Here is an 18,412-nt window from a genome sequence, read left to right as displayed (position 1 = left end):
TCACGGTAACTGGTTCATGCGCCAGGCGGCGCGGGCGGTGCTGGCCTGGGTGATCAGGGCTTCCAGCGTCTGCTGGTCACTCGCCAACATGGCGGCTTCAAACAGGGCCAGCTGATCGCGGAAATGCTTGCATTGGGTCAGCAACTCGGCCCGGTTGGCCTGCAAAATGTCGCGCCAGACCTTGGGGTCGCTGGCGGCAATGCGGGTGAAATCGCGGAAACCCGGCCCGGCCAAGCCCATGTAGCTTGCTCCTTTGGTTTGTCCGATCACCGAGTTCATCAGGGTGAAGGCCAACATGTGGGGCAGGTGGCTCACCGCCGCAAAAGCAGCGTCATGGGACGCGGGCGACATCTGCACCACTTTGCAGCCTAGCGCGCTCCAGACCTCGGTCGCGCGTTGGGTGTGGGTGGCCAGCGTGAGATCGGTGGGCGTCAGGATCACCTGTTTGCCCACATACAGCTCGGCATCGGCGTTGTCGACACCAGCGAGCTCCTTGCCCGCAATTGGGTGCGCAGGCACAAAGGAGCCGACCTGGTCACGCAGGCCACGCGCCGCCGCCTCGACCACGTCACCCTTGGTGGAGCCCACATCCATGATCAACATGCCGGGCGTGACCATGTGTTTGATGGCCTTGAAGGTGGCCTCGGAGGCCGCCACCGGCACCGCCATCAGCACAATGTCTGCGCCGGACACCGCCAGCAAGGCCGATGGGGCTGCCAGGTCGATGACCCCCATCTGGCAGGCGCGCTCGGTGGTGGAGGGTGACTTGCTGTAACCCACAACACGTTTGACCAGGCCCGCCTGTTTGAGTGCCAGTGCAAAGGAGCCACCCATCAGACCGCAGCCGATCAAACCCAGTTGTTCAAACATCAGACCTCCCGGCGGGTTGACTGCTGCCCAGGCCAAGCGGCCCAAACGGTTGAGGTGGAGTGGGCCACAGGCTCATTCCGCCACCGGGTAGGTACCCAGCACCTTGTAGAAGGCACACAGGCTACGCAACTCTTCGAGCGCGGCGGCCACATGTGGCTCGGACGGGTGGCCGGCCAGGTCGATGTAGAAGTAGTACTCCCACTGGCCAGAGCGCGCGGGGCGCGACTCAAAACGCGTCATCGACACCCCATGCCGTTTGAGCGGCACCAGCAGGTCGTGCACCGCGCCGGGCTTGTTGTTCACCGACACAATCAGGCTGACACAGTCTTTGCCGGTGGCTTGCGGCGCCGCCAGCGTGGTGGGCAGGCAGATCACCGCAAAGCGGGTGCGGTTGAAAGCGTCGTCCTGGATCGCGTAGGACACCACATGCAGGCCAAACTCGCTGCCCGCGCGTTCGCTGGCAATTGCCGCCCAGGCCGGGTTGGTGGAGGCCAGGCGGGCGCCTTCGGCATTGCTCGGCGCGGCGCGGCGGTCGGCGTGCGGCAGGTGGGTGCTGAGCCAGTCCTGGCATTGCGACAAGGCCTGCGGGTGGGCGTAGACCGCCTCGATGTTGGACAGGCTGGGCTCCAGGCGAAGCAGGTTGTGGCGTACCAGAAAGCTGGTTTCACCAATGATGTGCAGGGGTGAGCTGAGCAGCAGGTCGAGGGTGCGCGAGACCACCCCCTCTGACGAGTTCTCGATCGGCACCACACCAAACTCGGCGCTGCCCGCCGCCGTGGCGCGGAACACCTCGTCGAAGCTGACACACATCACACGTGCCATGCTGCCGCCAAAAAACTGGATCGCTGCTTGTTCGCTGAAGGTGCCCGCCGGGCCGAGGTACGCCACCCGTTGTGGTGCCTCAAGCGAGCGGCAGGCCGACATGATTTCGCGCCAGATGATGGCCACGCTGTGGTCTTTGAGGGGGCCTTGGTTGACGGCCTGCAGATTGCTGATCACCTGGTTTTCGCGGTCTGGCCGGAACACGGTTGAGCCGTCCAGGCGTTTGATCTCACCCACTTCGTGGGCCAGTGCGGCGCGTTTGTTGAGCAGGGCGATCAGCTCCAGATCCACCGCGTCGATCTGGTTGCGCAATTCAGGAAGGGTTTTGGCCATCGTGTCGGTTCAGGTGATAGGGCTGGGTGTGTGACCTGCGGTGGGTAGGTGTTACGCTGGGCAGGTGTGGCCGTCGGTTGTTCTCAACCGTGCTGTGCTTCAAAGTCGCCTAAATAGGCCACCAGCGCCTGCACCCCTTCGAGCGGCAGCGCGTTGTAGATGCTGGCGCGCATGCCACCCACCGACTTGTGGCCCTTGAGCTGCAGCAGACCACGTTCCTTGGCGCCAGCCAGGAAGGCTTCATTGAGACTTTCGTCACGCAGGTAAAACGGCACATTCATGCGGGAGCGGCAGCTTGGGTCGACCCGGTTGGTGTACAGGCTGGAGCTGTCGATGGCCTGGTACAGCAGCTCAGCCTTGGCGACGTTGCGTGCTTCCATTGCGGCGATGCCACCCTGGCGCTTGAGCCACTTGAACACCAGCCCGGCGATGTAGATCGCATAGGTGGGCGGGGTGTTGAACATGGAGTTGTTTTCTGCCACGGTTTTGTAGCAGAAAGCGCTTGGGCAGATGGGCAGGGCGCGGTCCAGCAAATCCTCCCGCACCACCACCAGGGTCAAGCCAGCGGGCCCGAGGTTCTTTTGTGCACCACCAAAAGCTAGACCAACCCGCGACCAGTCGACCGGACGTGAGGCGACGTGCGATGAGAAGTCGACCACCAAGGGGGCATCACAGCCCAGAGCTTTGAGGTCAGGTAGCGACTGGTACTCCACGCCGTTGATGGTTTCATTGCTGCAGATATGCACGTAGGCGGGCTGCTTGCTGAGTTGCCAGCTGATCGGGTCGACCAGCGTGGTGAAGCCGCTGGCTTGGGTGTTGGCAGCCTCCCGCACGGTGCAATAACGCGCGGCTTCTTGTGCTGATTTCTGGCTCCAGCTGCCGCTGACCACAAAGTCCACCGCATCACCACGCGACAGGTTCAGCGGCACGATGGCGTTCTCGGCCAGGCCGCCACCTTGCATGAACAGCAGTTTGAAGTTGTTCGGCACCTTCAGCAGCTCACGCAAGTCAGCCTCGGCCTCTTGGGCGATCTGGCCAAACTCCTTACCGCGGTGGCTCATCTCCATCACACCCATGCCGCTGCCGTGCCAGTCCAGCATCTCGGCCGCGGCCTCTGCCAAGACTTCTTCGGGCATGGCGGCCGGGCCGGCAGAAAAGTTATAAGGTCTGTTCATGCGTGACATCTATAAGAAATCAGGCTCTAGCCCTTATATATAAGGGGCAAGAAGCTATGTTTTTAGAAGTGCTCAGGCGTCAGGTGCAGTGGGCTCGTCGGCAGCATCGTCAGCGCTGTCGTCCGCTGTTTTGGCAATCGCATCGTTTTCCACAATACGCTGCAGACCACTGAGCTGTGAGCCTTCGTCCAGACCAATCAGGGTCACGCCTTGGGTGGCACGGCCGAGTTCACGAATTTCACTGACGCGGGTGCGTACCAAGACACCCTTGTCGGTGATCAGCATGATTTCGTCATCGGCGTGCACCAGGGTGGCGGCAACCACCTTGCCATTGCGTTCACTTTGCTGGATCGCGATCATGCCCTTGGTGCCTCGGCCATGGCGGGTGTATTCGACGATGCTGGTGCGTTTGCCGTAGCCGTGCTGGGTAGCGGTGAGCACACTTTGGGACTCGTCTTCGGCCACCAGCATGGCGATCACACTCTGGCCCTCGTCAAGCATCATGCCGCGTACGCCGCGCGCCTGGCGACCCATCGGGCGCACATCGTTCTCGTCAAAACGTACCGCCTTGCCACCATCCGAGAACAACATCACATCGTGCTTGCCGTCGGTCAACGCGGCGCCAATCAGGAAGTCGCCATCGTCCAGGTCCACCGCAATGATGCCGGCCTTGCGTGGGTTGGAGAATTCGTCGAGTGCGGTCTTCTTGACGGTGCCCATGCGGGTCGCCATGAACACATACTGGTCTTCGGGGAAGGTGCGTTTTTCGCCGGTGAGTGCCAGCACCACGGTGATTTTTTCGCCCTCTTGCAGCGGGAACATGTTGACGATCGGGCGGCCGCGCGAGCCGCGTGAACCTTGTGGCACCTCCCAGACCTTGAGCCAGTACATGCGGCCGCGGTTGGAGAAACACAGCAGGTAATCGTGGGTGTTGGCGATGAAGAGCTGGTCGACCCAGTCGTCTTCTTTGGTGGCGGTGGCCTGTTTGCCACGGCCGCCACGTTTTTGTGAGCGGTACTCGCTGAGCGGCTGGCTCTTGATGTAGCCGCTGTGGCTCAGCGTCACCACCATGTCGGTCGGGGTGATCAGGTCTTCGGTGCTCAGGTCAAACGAGCTGTGCTCCACCAGCGAGCGGCGTGCACCGATTTTGGTCAGGCCAAACTCGGTTTTGATTGCGGTGAGTTCGTCACCGATGATGATGGAGACCCGCTCGGGGCGTGCCAGGATGTCCAGCAGGTCGTCAATGACCGCCATGACTTCCTTGTATTCGCCCACGATCTTGTCCTGCTCCAGCCCGGTCAGGCGCTGCAGGCGCATCTGCAAAATTTCTTGGGCCTGGGTTTCAGACAGCCGGTACAGGCCATCTTTGCCCATGCCAAATTGCATCTCCAAGCCATCGGGGCGGTAGTCGTCGGCATTGACCACACCACCGTCGGCGCGGGTGCGGGTGAGCATCTCGCGCACCAGCTTGCTGTCCCACGCACGGGTCATCAACTCGGCCTTGGCCACCGGTGGGGTGGGCGACTCGCGGATGATGCGAATGAAGTCGTCGATGTTGGCCAGCGCCACGGCCAGGCCTTCGAGCACGTGGCCACGTTCGCGTGCCTTGCGTAGTTCGAACACGGTACGCCGTGTTACCACCTCGCGGCGGTGGTTTAGAAAGACCTCGATCAGATCCTTCAGGTTGCACAGCTTGGGCTGGCCGTTGACCAGCGCCACCATGTTCATGCCGAAGGTGTCTTGTAGCTGGGTTTGTTTGTAGAGGTTGTTGAGCACCACTTCGGGCACTTCACCGCGTTTGAGTTCGATCACCAGGCGCATGCCGGATTTGTCGGACTCGTCCTGGATGTGGCTGATGCCTTCGATCTTCTTCTCGTGCACCAGTTCGGCCATGCGTTCTTGCAAGGTCTTCTTGTTGACCTGGTAGGGCAGCTCGTCAACGATGATGGACTGGCGCTGGCCCTTGTCGATGTCCTCGAAGTGGCATTTGGCCCGCATCACGATGCGGCCCCGGCCGGTACGGTAGCCATCTTTGACACCGTTGATGCCGTAGATGATGCCGGCAGTGGGGAAGTCGGGCGCCGGGATGATCTCCATCAGCTCGTCAATGGACGCGTCCGGGTTTTTCAGTAGGTGCAGGCAGCCGTCGACGACTTCGTTGAGGTTGTGCGGCGGGATGTTGGTGGCCATACCCACGGCAATGCCGCCCGAGCCATTGACCAGCAGGTTGGGCAGGCGTGTGGGCAGCACCAACGGTTCTTTTTCAGAGCCGTCGTAGTTAGGGCCAAAGTCCACGGTTTCTTTGTCAAGGTCAGCCAGCAACTCATGCGCAATCTTGGCCAAGCGGATTTCGGTGTAACGCATGGCGGCGGCGCTGTCACCGTCAACCGAGCCGAAGTTGCCCTGGCCATCGACCAGCATGTGGCGCATGGAGAAGTCCTGCGCCATACGCACAATCGTGTCGTACACCGATTGGTCGCCATGCGGGTGGTACTTACCGATCACATCCCCCACGATACGTGCGGATTTTTTGTAGGCCTTGTTCCAGTCGTTGTTGAGCTCGTGCATCGCAAACAACACACGCCGGTGCACCGGTTTGAGGCCGTCGCGCGCATCCGGCAAAGCCCGCCCGATGATCACGCTCATGGCGTAGTCCAGATAGCTGCGACGCATTTCGTCCGCAAGACTGGTGGGCAAGGTTTCTTTGGCGAATTGGGTCATGGGGAGTTGATGCGAGGCAAATTCAGTGGAGTTCTGCGATTTTATGCGTTCAGGCTGTGGCTAGCCCGCAACGGAACCGTCAATTAACGCACACTTGTCGCGGCAGCGGTCCGCTTGGCTGAAACAGCACCGGTATGTGGAAACGCTATGTGGCACAATAGATTAACCGTTCCAAGTGATAGGCATCTTGGGCGTCTGTTTTACTTACGCCGCACCGATGCGGTCTTTTTCATCTAGGAGAATCATGAAAAAATTGAACAAATTTGCAATGTTGATCACTGCAGTGGCATTCGCTTCTGCTGCTGGTGCACAAACCGTTGACAACTGGCGCGCTGCCGATGGCACGGTTATCAAGAATGGTTCCAATGAACTGTGCTGGCGCGATGCCTTCTGGACACCCGCTACCGCAGCCGTTGGTTGCGACGGCGCTATCGTGGCAGCAGCTCCTGCTGCACCGGCTCCCGCTGCTGCTCCTGCACCGGCTGCCAAGGCTGCTCCCGCACCGGCTCCAGTCGTTGCTGCTGCCAAGGTGACCTACGCTGCTGATGCTTTCTTTGACTTTGACAAAGCTGTGCTCAAGCCTGAAGGCAAAGCCAAGCTCGACGACCTGGTCGGCAAAGTCAAGGGCATCAACCTCGAAGTCATCATTGCTGTGGGTCACACCGACGCAGTGGGTTCCGATGCTTACAACCAAAAGCTGTCGGTCAAACGTTCTGAAGCTGTGAAGGCCTATTTGGTGTCCAAGGGCATCGAAAAGAACCGCGTTTACACCGAAGGCAAGGGTGAAAAACAACCTGTTGCTGACAACAAGACCAAAGATGGCCGTTCCAAGAACCGCCGTGTGGAAATTGAAGTGGTTGGTACTCGCGCCAACTAATTTATCGGGGTTTTTCCCTGACATAAAAGAACCCGCTTCGGCGGGTTTTTTTATGGGTGATCGACGGCTGTTTTTGTGCGCTATCGTTTGGGTGTAGATGTGTTTGTCGGGTTGCCGTAAGTTTGCTGGTGTTGAAAAGATAAGGGTATACCCTAAAATACCACCTGCTCCAAACAGGTGCCTCGGAGAGGTTGATCAGTGTGCTGCGTTTGTCCAGCCTGGTTGTCACGGCTTGAGGGGGCTCATTTTTTAACATGTGCTGCTCCGGTGCGTGCGTTGTTTTTTCGAAGGTAAACCGACGATGCAAATCGAAGTGGAACAAGCCCGGCGCCTGAGTGTGTCTCTGGAAACCCTGGGTGAGCGTATTGCACGCCTGGCCATCGGGCTTGGCATCAAGCTCAATGACCAACAAGCGGTACAACAAGTCATAGACCAAGCCCCGCCACGTGGCAGGGGGACATCCGGCCGGGCGGCGCAAGCCATGTCAGGGGGGCGCCGCGTGGTTCTTTTGCGCGAAGAATTACGCGGCTTGTTGGTGTTACGCTATCAACTGGAAACGGTCAGTCTGAACCAGCATGGTCTGGAATTGACCCGTGAGATCGTGTCCCTGGCGGAATATCGGCTGGAACAGCGGGGGTTCAGGCCTGGGGCCAATGGGCCGGATGCTGATGGTCTTTTCAACGAACACTAGGCAAGTATGAATTTCCCATCCGACGCTGAGTTGATCGAAAACCATGTCTTCGATGAAATCATGGTCGGACAAAGTGCACGTCTGTTGCGTGCGCTGAAGCTCGAAGACATCCGGGCTTTTGCCGCTGTCTCTGGCGACACCAATCCAGCCCATCTGGACCCCGAATATGCCAACGACACCTTGTTCCATGGCGTGATTGCCCATGGCATGTGGAGTGGGGCCTTGATCTCGGCGCTGTTGGGAACGCAGTTCCCTGGCCCGGGGACGATCTACCAGGACCAAGCGCTGCATTTTGTCAAACCGGTGCGCGTCGGCGACACCCTGACGGTGACGGTGACGGTGATTTCCAAAAACCCGGAAAACCACAGCATCGAGCTGGATTGCCAGGTGGTGAACCAAAAGGGAATCTGTGTGCTCAGTGGCACGGCCCGGGTGCTGGCGCCCACGGTCAAGGTCCGTCTGCCACGTGTGGCTGCGCCACAGATTCAGTTGTATGACCCCCAGGTGCGTTTCAAACAATTGCTCGCCCTGGGCAACAAGCTGTCCGCTATCCGATGTGCCGTGGTGCATCCGTGCGACGATGGTTCCCTCAGTGGGGCCATGGACGCTGCACGTTACGGCCTGATTCTGCCGGTGCTGATTGGCCCAGAGGTGCGCATTCGCCATGTGGCGGCCGAGGCGGGGATTGACCTGACCGGTGCCGAGATCATCAACCAGCCCCACAGCCACGCCGCCGCCGAAGCTGCCGCTGAACTGGCCGCCAATGGACAGGTCGAGATGCTCATGAAGGGCAGCCTGCATACCGATGAACTGATCCACGCGGTGTTGTCCCAAGCCGTGTTGCGCACCGAGCGGCGCATGTCCCATGTGTTTCGCTTCGATGTGCCGCTTTACCACAAGCCCTTGCTGATCACTGATGCGGCACTCAACATCCGCCCCAGCTTGCAGGAAAAGATCGATATTGTCCAGAACGCCATCGACTTCGCCCGCATTTTGGGTGTGACCACACCCAAGGTGGCGATTCTGTCGGCGGTTGAAACGGTCAACCCCACGATCCCGTCAACCATCGACGCGGCAGCTTTGTGCAAGATGGCTGATCGCGGGCAAATCACCGGTGGTGTGCTGGATGGCCCGCTGGCCTTTGACAATGCCATTTCGATGCATGCCGCGCAGATCAAACACATCACCTCTGCGGTGGCGGGGCACGCTGACATTCTGGCTGTGCCCGATCTGGAGAGCGGCAACATGCTGGCCAAACAACTGGAATACCTGGCAGGTGCCAGTGGTTCGGGCTTGGTGCTGGGCGCACGTATTCCGATTGCGCTGACCAGCCGCGCCGAGGGGCCCTCCAACCGGGTGGCGTCCGCTTTGCTGGGGTTGTTGGTAGCCCACAATGCAAGGCGCAGCCAGCCCCGCGCTGCCTGGTAGGTGGTGAAATGGCGATTCTCTCGGTCAACGCGGGATCGTCTTCACTCAAGTTTGCCCTCTATCCCCTGATTGGCGCCGAGGTTCAAACACAGATCCTGTCAGGCCTGATTGAAGGTTTGGAGCCAGGTGGTGCACCGCATATGCGTTGGCACTATCAGGGGCATCAACACAGCTGTGTCCTGGTGCAGGACGATCAGCCGATGTTTGCCCAGGCCTTGTGCAGCCTGCGTGAGCTGTTGGCACAGTTGCCAGATGCCCCGACCCTGCAGGCGGTGAGCCACCGGGTGGTGCACGGGGCGGACAAGTACCGCGCCAGCCTGTTGGTCAACGACGAGGTGCTGGCGCAACTGGCTGCGTTCAACTCGCTCGCGCCTTTGCACCAGCCGCACAACCTGGAGGGCATTCGTGCTTTCCGTGCGGCGTTTGTTGGCTTGCCCCAGATCGCTTGTTTTGACACCGCATTCCATGCCAGTCTGCCCGAGGTGGAATACCGCTTTGCCCTGCCACAAGAGCTCTACGCGCAGGGCCTGCGTCGCTACGGCTTTCATGGTCTGTCGTACCAGTATGTGATGGGGACCTTGTTGGCACACTCAACGCGGGCCAAGGGGCGCACTTTGATGGCGCACCTGGGCAATGGCGCCAGTCTGTGCGCGGCGCGTGACGGCAAGAGTTGCGCCACCACGATGGGCTTCTCGGCGCTCGACGGACTGATCATGGGAACCCGTCCCGGTGCACTTGACCCGGGGGTGTTGCTCTACTTGTTGGAGCAAGGCTGGGACCATGCGCGGTTGCAGAAGCTGCTCTACAAACAAAGTGGTTTGCTGGGTTTGTCGGGCCTGTCTGCGGACATGCGACGCCTGCGTGAGGCGTCGTCACCGCAGGCCAAACTGGCCATCGAGGCCTTCACCTACCGCGTAGTACGTGAAACAGGTGCGCTCGTGGCCTGTTTGCAGGGCCTGGATGTGCTGGCCTTCAGCGGAGGCATCGGTGAGCATGATGTGACATTGCGTGCGCAGGTCGGGCAACAGCTGGCCTGGCTGGGTGTGGTGATTGACCCAGAGCGCAATGCGCGGGCCACCGGCAGTGAGGTGGTAGCGATTCACGCGCCCTCGAGCCTGGTCGAGGTGTGGGTGGTGCCCACCGATGAAGCTGTGGTGGCTGCCCGCGAGGCCGCCACCTTGTTGTTCGCCTGATCGACTCCGGTTCTGGCTGTTGTCCAGGCTTTGAGATACTCGCAGCATGCAACTGCAAGACATTCTTTATTCCCAGGGTTTTGGCACACGCCGCGTCTGTGCCGGTCTGATCCAGCAGGGTCTGGTTCAGGTTTATCAAGAAAATGAGCCTCCAGCCCTTGTCACCATTGCGCAAGCAGCTATGGAGTTTGAAGCTGAAAATCTGCGCTTCAGGGTGCGTGGGGTGGATTGGCCGTATGCGGAGAAGGCCTACATCCTGCTGCACAAGCCCGCAGCCACTGAGTGTTCCCAAAAACCATCGACCTACCCGAGTATTTACACCTTGCTGCCCGCACCCTTGCGCCAGCGGCCGCAAAAAGGCGCGGTGCAAGGGGTGCAGGCGGTGGGCAGGTTGGATCAGGACACCACCGGCATGTTGCTGCTCACCGATGACGGTCAGTTCATTCACCGCATGAGTTCACCGCGCCACCATGTGCCCAAGGTGTACGAGGTCACGGTCAAACACTCGCTTGATGAGCGCCAGGTGAGCCAGCTGCTGGCTGGTGTGGTGCTGGACGATGACCCCAAGGCGGTGCGTGCTGCCGCCTGTGAGGCCGTGTCCAGCCACCATCTGCGCCTGACGCTGACCGAGGGCAAGTACCACCAAGTCAAACGTATGTTGGCGGCGGTGAGCAACCGGGTCGAGGGCCTGCACCGCTCACAGATCGGTGGTCTGCGTCTGCCCGATGATCTGCTGCCCGGCCAATGGCGCTGGCTCAACGCCGCCGATCTGGCGCTTGTCAACCAGACCACTCCTCGCTGAGCGGGCGCTGGTGCGTATGCTGGGCTCGGGTATGCTCACACCATGAATTTGCTGTTTGACTCGTTCTGGCGGGCGTTGCTGGATTGTTTTCGTCCACGCGTGATGTTGTTGTCAGCGGCGCCCCTGGTGTTGATGGCTGTGTTGTCGGTGACCCTGGGCAGTCTGTACTGGGACACCAGCCTGCTCTGGGTGCGAGCCACGCTGGAGGCGTCGAGCATTGTTGGGGTGGTGTCGGGCTGGATGCAGGCGCTGGGCCTGGGTGGTATCACCTCGGTGCTGGCGCCGTTGATTGTGATTGTGAGCATCATGCCAGTGGTGGTGCTGTTGTCGCTGCTGTCGGTCGCACTCTTGATGACACCGGCGCTGACCCATTTTGTGGCCAACAAACGCTTTCCGCAGTTGGCGCGCAAAGAAGGCGGTTATTTCATCCTGGGCTTGGGCTGGGCCCTGTTGTCGACCTTGCTCGCCTTGGTGGCTTTGGTGGTGTCGATTCCCCTGTGGTTCATTCCGCCGCTGATTCTGGTGTTGCCACCGCTGATCTGGGGTTGGCTCACCTACCGGGTGATGGCGTTTGACGCCCTGGCCAGCCATGCCAGCGGTGAAGAGCGGCGTGAGCTGTTTCGCAGGCACAGGCTGAGTTTGCTGGGTATTGGCGTGTTTTGTGGTTACCTGGGGGCCGCGCCAAGTGTGATCTGGGCCTCGGGGGTGTTGTTTGCGGCCGCATTTGTGGTGTTGGTACCGATTGGCATCTGGCTCTACACCTGGGTTTTTGCGCTGTCGTCCTTGTGGTTCGCGCATTACTGTTTACAAGCCTTGCACAACCTGCGCCAGCAGCGCGAACTGGACCTGTCGTCAGTGGATGAGCACCTGGTTGAAGCGACTTTGGCCGAGCCCGAGGCGTTACCATTGACCCATGACGCCAACACCAAGCCCCCAAGCGCTGCCTGAACATCGCCCCGGTTTTCGCCTGATTGTGATCGGGGATGAAATCCTGTCTGGCAAACGAGCCGACAAACATCTGCCCAAAGTGATTGAGCTGCTCAAGGCGCGTGGCCTGCAGCTGGACTATGCCGAGTATGTGGGGGATGACCCGGAGCGCATCACAGCGGTGTTACGGCGTGCGTTTGAATCTGGTGATGTGGTGTTTTCTACCGGCGGCATCGGTGCCACGCCCGACGACCACACCCGCCAATGCGCTGCGGCTGCGCTGGACCTGCCCCTGGCCTTGCATCCCCAGGCCAAGGACCTGATTGAGCAACGTATGCAGAATCAGGCGCGAGAGCAAGGCAAGGTCTACGACGCCCAAGCCCCGGACAACGTGCATCGGCTCAACATGGGGGTGTTTCCGCAAGGCGCCAGCATCATTCCCAACCCCTACAACCAGATCCCTGGCTTCAGCGTCGGGCGGGTGCATTTTGTGCCTGGTTTTCCGGTGATGGCTTGGCCCATGATCGAGTGGGTGCTGGACAGCTGTTACACCCAGTGGTTTCAGAATCAGGCTTGGCTGGAGCGCTCGGTGATTGTTTTTGGTGCCATGGAGGCGACTTTGACGCCGCTGATGCAGCAACTGGAGCAGACCTATCCTGGCATTAAGGTGTTCAGCTTGCCCAGTGTGGATCATCCGGACTGGGGGCGCCATATTGAGTTGGGCGTCAAAGGTGCCCCCGGCTTGGTCAACCCGGCCTACGCCGCCTTGTTGGCGGGCCTGCAAGTTTTTCAGGTCAAACTTGGCCCCGAATTGGTGCAGGCATAAGCATTTCGTTTTAGTGCATTCATTTGCACTAGTTTGGTGCAAGTTATTGTTTCCTCCTCGTCTTGATCGGAAATGATGCGTGCCTCAGTGGCGGCTTGAGCCCGTTTGATGCCGCAAAGTCAGTGCAAAATGGCGGGCGTGCGGACTTGTTTTACACGCCCTGACACTGGCACAAAACCTGCATTCAGTTTCATAAACCTTTTCTCAACAGCAACCAGGAGTATTTGATGGCCAAGACCGTCGCAGATGTCATGAAGATGGTGAAAGAGAACGAAGTCAAGTTTGTTGACTTTCGTTTCACCGATACCCGTGGCCAAGAACAGCACGTGACTGTGCCCGTTTCGCATTTTGATGAAGACAAGTTCAGCTCCGGCCACGCCTTTGACGGTTCCTCCATCGCTGGCTGGAAAGGCATTGAAGCTTCGGACATGCAACTCATGCCCGACCCGAACACCGCCAACATTGACCCGTTCTTCGAAGAAACCACGCTGTTCTTGAGCTGCGATGTGGTCGAACCCGGTGATGGCAAGGCCTATGACCGCGACCCGCGTTCGATTGCCCGCCGCGCTGAAGCCTATTTGAAGGCCTCTGGTATTGGTGACACCGCCTTCTTTGGCCCAGAACCCGAATTCTTCATTTTCGACAATGTCCGTTGGAACACCGACATGTCGGGCACCTTCTTTAAAATTGAAGAATACGAAGCGCCCTGGAATTCGGGTGCCAAGCTTGAAGGTGGCAACCGTGGTCACCGCCCCACCGTCAAGGGTGGTTACTTCCCAGTGCCTCCGATTGACAGCACCCAAGACATGCGCGCCGAGATGGTGCTCATTCTTGAATCGCTTGGCATCCCGGTCGAAGTGTTCCACCACGAAGTGGCTGGCGCTGGTCAGAACGAAATCGGCACCAAGTTCAGCACACTGGTTGAGCGCGCTGACTGGACCCAAGTTCTGAAGTATGTGGTGCAAAACGTGGCCAATGCCTACGGCAAGACCGCCACTTTCATGCCCAAGCCCATCGTTGGTGACAACGGTTCTGGCATGCACGTGCACCAGTCGATCTGGAAGGACGGCAAAAACCTGTTTGCCGGTGACGGCTATGCAGGTTTGAGCGACTTCGCCCTGTACTACATCGGCGGCATCATCAAACACGCCCGTGCCCTGAACGCCATCACCAACCCCGGCACCAACAGCTACAAGCGTCTGGTTCCTGGTTATGAAGCACCGGTGAAATTGGCTTATTCGGCCAAAAACCGTTCGGCATCCATCCGTATTCCGTTTGTCGCGAACCCGAAAGGCCGCCGCATCGAAGCCCGCTTCCCCGATCCGCTGATGAACCCGTACCTCGGCTTCTCCGCTTTGATGATGGCAGGTCTGGACGGCGTGGAAAACAAGATTCACCCCGGCGAAGCTGCCACCAAGGATCTGTACCACCTGCCACCCGAAGAAAACGCTTTGATTCCAACCGTTTGCCACAGCCTGGATCAAGCGCTGGAATGCCTGGACGCTGACCGCAGCTTCCTGACCAAGGGCGGCGTGTTCACAGACAGCATGCTCGATGCTTACATTGAACTCAAAATGGGCGAAGTCACACGTTTGCGTATGGCGACCCACCCGATCGAGTTCGAGATGTATTACTCGCTGTAATCAGCAACTTGGCCAGGTGGGTCAGCCATGACAACTTGGGCTCGCAAAAAGGACGGCAGTTGCCGTCCTTTTTTATTGTGGGAAACTATGCTGATGGGGTGGGTTGCCGGGTTCAGGCAGTCCACCATACCTGGTCACGATGGAGAGAGTAAAAGCCTTATGAAACAACTGTGGATGCTGGTGGCCTTGGCGGCAGGTGCAGCAGCCTTGCCTAGCCAGGCACAGGCTGAGATTTACCGCTGTGGCAACGAATACACCAACACCAAGCCGGATGCACGTGCCAAAGGTTGCAAATTGGTTGAAGGTGGCAACGTCACCGTGGTGCAGGGCACACCCGCACCCAAGACCAAACCCTCGACCTCAGCGGGCAGCAACACCCCCAAGGTGGTGTCTTCAGAGCAAAAAGCGCGAGACTCCGACAGCAGGTTGATCCTGCAGGACGAGCTCAAAAAAGCCCTGGCGCGCCAGGAAGAGTTGAAAAAAGAATACAACAACGGTGAGCCCGACAAGCAGGGCGGCGAGGCCCGCAACCACCAGAAATACCTGGACCGTGTGGCCGAACTCAAAGCCAGCCTGGCGCGTAACGAGAGTGACATCGCCGGTCTGCGCCGTGAAATTGACCGATTGCCGCCCGTCAGTGGCTCGCCATCGCAGTGAGTCTGCGCGTACCTGATGACTTGCCTTCCTCTCTCTGGGTCTGCCGTGATCCCTTCCTCCTCCGCCAACGCCGAGCGCTACAAGGCATTTGATTTGCTGGCCACCCTGGTGGCGGTGGTGCGCAGCGATGGCACCGTGTTATTTGTCAACGCGGCCATGGAGGACGCGCTGGGTATGTCGCGCCGCATCATTGTGGGCGCCCATTTCCCCGATTGTTTTACACAGCCGGAGCATTTGCGCACCATTCTGACGGGGGTGGGTGGCAACGATTTTTCGGCCTTGCGTTACGACGCCGCCTTGTTGCGGGTGAGCCGTGACGCTTTGCCCGTGCATGTGATCGTGACCCTCACAGAGGGGCCGGAGATCATTGCCGAGCTGTTGCCACTGGAGCAGCAGGCCCGGCAAGACCGCGAGGAGCGCCTGGCCGAGCAGGCCCTTGCCAACAAGGAGCTGATCCGTAATCTGGCACACGAGATCAAAAACCCGCTGGGCGGGATTCGTGGTGCGGCCCAGTTGCTGGAGATGGAACTGGCCTCGCCTGACTTGAACGAATACACCCAAGTCATCATCCATGAGGCGGACCGCCTGCAGTCGCTGGTGGACCGGCTGCTGGCGCCACACCGCAAGGCGCATGTGGTGGGTGATGTCAACATCCACGAGGTGTGTGAGCGGGTTCGCTCGCTGATCCTGGCCGAGTTTCCCAAGGGCTTGCAGGTGGTTCAAGACTATGACACCTCGATTCCCGAGCTGCGTGGTGACCGCGAGCAGCTGATCCAGGCCTTGCTGAACATTGCCCACAATGCCTGCCAGGCACTCTCAGAGCGCATCGCGCTGGGTGATGCCCGCATCATTTTCCGCACCCGGGTGGCGCGCCAGACCACCTTTGGCAAACAACGCTACCGGTTGGCATTGGAATTGCATGTGATGGACAACGGGCCTGGGGTGCCAGACTCGATCAAAGACCGTATTTTTTATCCGTTGGTGTCCGGACGTGAGGGAGGTTCCGGGCTGGGGCTGACATTGGCGCAAACCTTTGTCCAGCAACACCAGGGTTTGATCGAGTGTGACAGCTCTCCCGGATTGACTGATTTCAAGATACTGATTCCTCTGCCCTGACCCGCAGAATGGCGCGCCGCAAGGTGGGCTGTACCCGGCCAGAGCGTGGGTACTTAACGAGGTGACCACACACTATGAAGCCCATCTGGATTGTTGACGATGACCAGTCGATCCGCTTCGTGCTTGAAAAAGCGCTGTTGCGTGACAACCTGCCCACCCGCAGCTTTACCAATGCCCGTGATGTCCTGAGTGCCCTGGACGACGACAGTGACCGCGGGCCGCAGGTACTGGTCAGCGACATCCGTATGCCAGGCGGCTCCGGGCTGGACCTGCTTGAAAAAATCAAGGCCAAGCTGCCCGGCCTGCCGGTCATCATCATGACGGCATATTCCGACCTGGACAGCGCGGTATCGGCTTTTCAGGGCGGCGCGTTTGAGTATCTGCCCAAACCATTTGACCTGCCCAAGGCGGTGGAGCTGATCCGCCGCGCGGTCGAAGAGAGCCAGCGCGAGGAAGTGGCTGAAGAACGTATCACCGAAGCCCCGGAAATGCTCGGCCAGGCACCCGCCATGCAGGACGTGTTCCGGGCCATCGGGCGCCTGAGCCAAAGCAATGTCACGGTCATGGTGACTGGTGAGTCGGGTTCCGGCAAAGAACTCGTCGCCAGAGCACTCCACAAGCATTCACCCCGCGCCAGTGGGCCGTTTGTTGCTATCAATACTGCTGCAATTCCGAAAGACCTGCTGGAGTCTGAATTGTTTGGCCACGAACGGGGGGCGTTTACCGGTGCTCAGACCATGCGCCGTGGTCGGTTTGAGCAGGCTGATGGTGGCACCTTGTTCCTTGACGAAATTGGTGACATGCCGTTTGACCTACAGACCCGTTTGCTGCGGGTGCTTTCAGATGGGCATTTTTACAGGGTCGGTGGCCATGGTGCGGTCAAGACCAATGTGCGGGTGATTGCCGCAACCCACCAGAATCTGGAGCAACGGGTCAAGGAAGGTGTGTTCCGCGAAGACTTGTTCCATCGTCTGAACGTCATCCGCCTGCGCCTGCCCGCGCTGCGCGAGCGGCGCGAGGACATCCCCGCGCTGACGCGGCATTTCCTGCAGCAAAGCGCTGCCCAGCTGGGTGTGGAGCCCAAGCGGATTTCCGAGGCCGCACTGGCCTGGCTCAGCGATTTTTCTTTTCCTGGCAATGTGCGCCAGCTCGAGAACATCTGCCACTGGCTCACCGTCATGGCACCGGCCCAGTTGATCGAACCCAAGGACTTGCCACCCGAGGTGGATGTGGCGCCCAGCGCTGCTCGCCCCCAAGGTTTGCCCGCCAGCCGTGCACCAGAGGCGGTCCAGTCCTTTCCCGCCGGATTGGCGGAAGCGGTGGCCAAACCCGTGCCAGCGCATGCTACCAGCCAGGCTGCGGCACTTGCCCACCTGGATGATGCCGAGTTACGCGTGAGCGAGGTGGCGGCCGCAGCATTGGCGGAACCCTCCAGCTGGGAGCTGGGTCTGGACGCCGATGCCCACGCGTTGCTGGCGACCGACCGCTGTGATGTGTGGGACGAACTGACCCGCCGTTTTGAGTCACGCCTGATCCTGGCGGCCTTGGCCAGCACACGGGGTCGGCGCATCGAGGCGGCGCAACGCCTGGGTATCGGGCGCAACACCATCACCCGCAAAATCCAGGAGCTGGGTCTGGAATAGGGGCGGGTGGGGCAATGGCTGTGTGACGCAAGGGTATTGCCAGTCTGTAGACAATCCAAAGCCTCACAGACCACCCAAGGAGACACCCATGCCAGCAGCACATCACACCATCACCCTGGGCGGAGGCTGTTTTTGGTGCCTGGATGCGGTTTACGCCAAGGTCAAGGGGATTCATTCGGTGGAGTCGGGTTACAGCAATGGCGATGTGGCGCAACCCACTTACGAACAAGTCTGTACTGGCCGCACCGGGCATGCCGAGGTGGTCAAGCTGGTGTTTGACCCATGCCAGATCAGTCTGCGCGAGATTCTCGAGATCTTTTTTGTCATCCATGACCCGACCACGCTCAACGCCCAGGGCAACGACCATGGCAGCCAGTACCGCAGTGGCATTTATTTCACGGACACCAGCCAGCAGCAGGTGGCGCAGGACATCCTCCAGGAGCTGGTGGCCAGCGGTATTTACACGCGCCCCATCGTGACCGAGGTGCTGCCCTTGCACAACTACAGTGCTGCCGAGGACTACCACCAGGACTTCTTTGCGCGCAACCCGCACCAGGGCTATTGCCTGGCGGTGGCGGCACCCAAGGTGGCCAAGTTCAGGAAAACCTTTGCCCGTCTGGCATTGGATTGACGTCAGGGTGGTCTGCAGAGGTCAAATTGCGCACCACCGGCGTGGAGGATGGGAGAA

16 protein-coding genes are annotated in these 18,412 nt (G+C 59.7%); 12 read left to right on the top strand and 4 right to left on the bottom strand.

All coding sequences use genetic code 11. From position 1 onward, the window contains the following. From FDG13_RS19600 to gyrA, 4 genes are all read right to left on the bottom strand, one after another. Entirely contained in the window at window positions 1-870 is an 870-nt protein-coding gene (locus FDG13_RS19600) for a prephenate dehydrogenase/arogenate dehydrogenase family protein (RefSeq protein ID WP_180132344.1), read from the bottom strand. Between the two features lie 72 nt (window positions 871-942). After that, window positions 943-2,025, bottom strand: coding sequence for a prephenate dehydratase (pheA, locus tag FDG13_RS19595; protein ID WP_180132343.1), 1,083 nt, complete (start codon window positions 2,023-2,025; stop codon window positions 943-945). A gap of 83 nt (window positions 2,026-2,108) precedes the next feature. Then, window positions 2,109-3,200, bottom strand: coding sequence for a 3-phosphoserine/phosphohydroxythreonine transaminase (serC, locus tag FDG13_RS19590; RefSeq protein ID WP_180132342.1), 1,092 nt, complete (start codon window positions 3,198-3,200; stop codon window positions 2,109-2,111). 72 nt (window positions 3,201-3,272) lie between these two features. Further along, complete coding sequence (gene gyrA, locus FDG13_RS19585; RefSeq protein ID WP_180132341.1) at window positions 3,273-5,921, bottom strand: DNA gyrase subunit A; 2,649 nt, start codon at window positions 5,919-5,921, stop codon at window positions 3,273-3,275. Window positions 5,922-6,165: 244 nt separating this feature from the next. On the opposite strand from gyrA, the gene ompA reads away from it, so the two are divergent. The 12 genes from ompA (at window position 6,166) to msrA (ending at window position 18,355) form a co-directional block, all read left to right on the top strand. Beyond that, a complete protein-coding gene (gene ompA / locus FDG13_RS19580; protein ID WP_180132340.1) occupies window positions 6,166-6,798 on the top strand; it encodes an outer membrane protein OmpA in 633 nt (210 codons plus the stop codon). A 301-nt stretch (window positions 6,799-7,099) separates the two neighbouring features. Beyond that, window positions 7,100-7,489 carry a hypothetical protein gene (locus tag FDG13_RS19575; protein WP_078363944.1) on the top strand — a complete coding sequence of 130 codons (390 nt, stop codon included), beginning with the start codon at window positions 7,100-7,102 and terminating at the stop codon, window positions 7,487-7,489. Window positions 7,490-7,495: 6 nt separating this feature from the next. Further along, complete coding sequence (locus FDG13_RS19570) at window positions 7,496-8,917, top strand: bifunctional enoyl-CoA hydratase/phosphate acetyltransferase (protein WP_180132339.1); 1,422 nt, start codon at window positions 7,496-7,498, stop codon at window positions 8,915-8,917. Between the two features lie 8 nt (window positions 8,918-8,925). Continuing rightward, a complete protein-coding gene (locus tag FDG13_RS19565) occupies window positions 8,926-10,110 on the top strand; it encodes an acetate/propionate family kinase (protein WP_180132338.1) in 1,185 nt (394 codons plus the stop codon). A gap of 46 nt (window positions 10,111-10,156) precedes the next feature. Further along, the gene (locus tag FDG13_RS19560; protein ID WP_180132337.1) at window positions 10,157-10,912 is read left to right on the top strand and encodes a 16S rRNA pseudouridine(516) synthase; all 756 of its coding nucleotides are present in this window, start codon (window positions 10,157-10,159) and stop codon (window positions 10,910-10,912) included. Between the two features lie 42 nt (window positions 10,913-10,954). Continuing rightward, on the top strand, window positions 10,955-11,860 hold the full coding sequence (locus FDG13_RS19555; protein ID WP_180132336.1) for an EI24 domain-containing protein: 906 nt from the start codon (window positions 10,955-10,957) through the stop codon (window positions 11,858-11,860). Next, window positions 11,826-12,665, top strand: a complete 840-nt coding sequence (locus tag FDG13_RS19550; RefSeq protein WP_180132335.1) for a molybdopterin-binding protein — start codon at window positions 11,826-11,828, stop codon at window positions 12,663-12,665. Before FDG13_RS19555 ends, FDG13_RS19550 begins: the two co-directional genes overlap by 35 nt. A 227-nt stretch (window positions 12,666-12,892) precedes the next feature. Beyond that, window positions 12,893-14,308: a type I glutamate--ammonia ligase gene (gene glnA / locus FDG13_RS19545; RefSeq protein WP_180132334.1), complete on the top strand. Its 1,416-nt coding sequence runs from the start codon at window positions 12,893-12,895 to the stop codon at window positions 14,306-14,308. Window positions 14,309-14,467: 159 nt separating this feature from the next. Then, window positions 14,468-14,965 (top strand): hypothetical protein, encoded by a 498-nt coding sequence (locus FDG13_RS19540; RefSeq protein ID WP_180132333.1) that lies wholly within the window; start codon window positions 14,468-14,470, stop codon window positions 14,963-14,965. Between the two features lie 15 nt (window positions 14,966-14,980). Beyond that, on the top strand, window positions 14,981-16,081 hold the full coding sequence (glnL, locus tag FDG13_RS19535; protein WP_180132332.1) for a nitrogen regulation protein NR(II): 1,101 nt from the start codon (window positions 14,981-14,983) through the stop codon (window positions 16,079-16,081). Between the two features lie 74 nt (window positions 16,082-16,155). Then, complete coding sequence (gene ntrC, locus FDG13_RS19530) at window positions 16,156-17,724, top strand: nitrogen regulation protein NR(I) (RefSeq protein WP_180132331.1); 1,569 nt, start codon at window positions 16,156-16,158, stop codon at window positions 17,722-17,724. A gap of 88 nt (window positions 17,725-17,812) precedes the next feature. Beyond that, on the top strand, window positions 17,813-18,355 hold the full coding sequence (gene msrA, locus FDG13_RS19525; protein ID WP_180132330.1) for a peptide-methionine (S)-S-oxide reductase MsrA: 543 nt from the start codon (window positions 17,813-17,815) through the stop codon (window positions 18,353-18,355). The last annotated feature ends 57 nt before the right edge of the window (window positions 18,356-18,412 follow it).

The sequence above is a fragment of the Rhodoferax sp. BLA1 genome, from assembly GCF_013416775.1.
GTDB lineage: Bacteria > Pseudomonadota > Gammaproteobacteria > Burkholderiales > Burkholderiaceae_C > Rhodoferax.
This window is presented reverse-complemented; position numbering and strand designations above follow the sequence as displayed.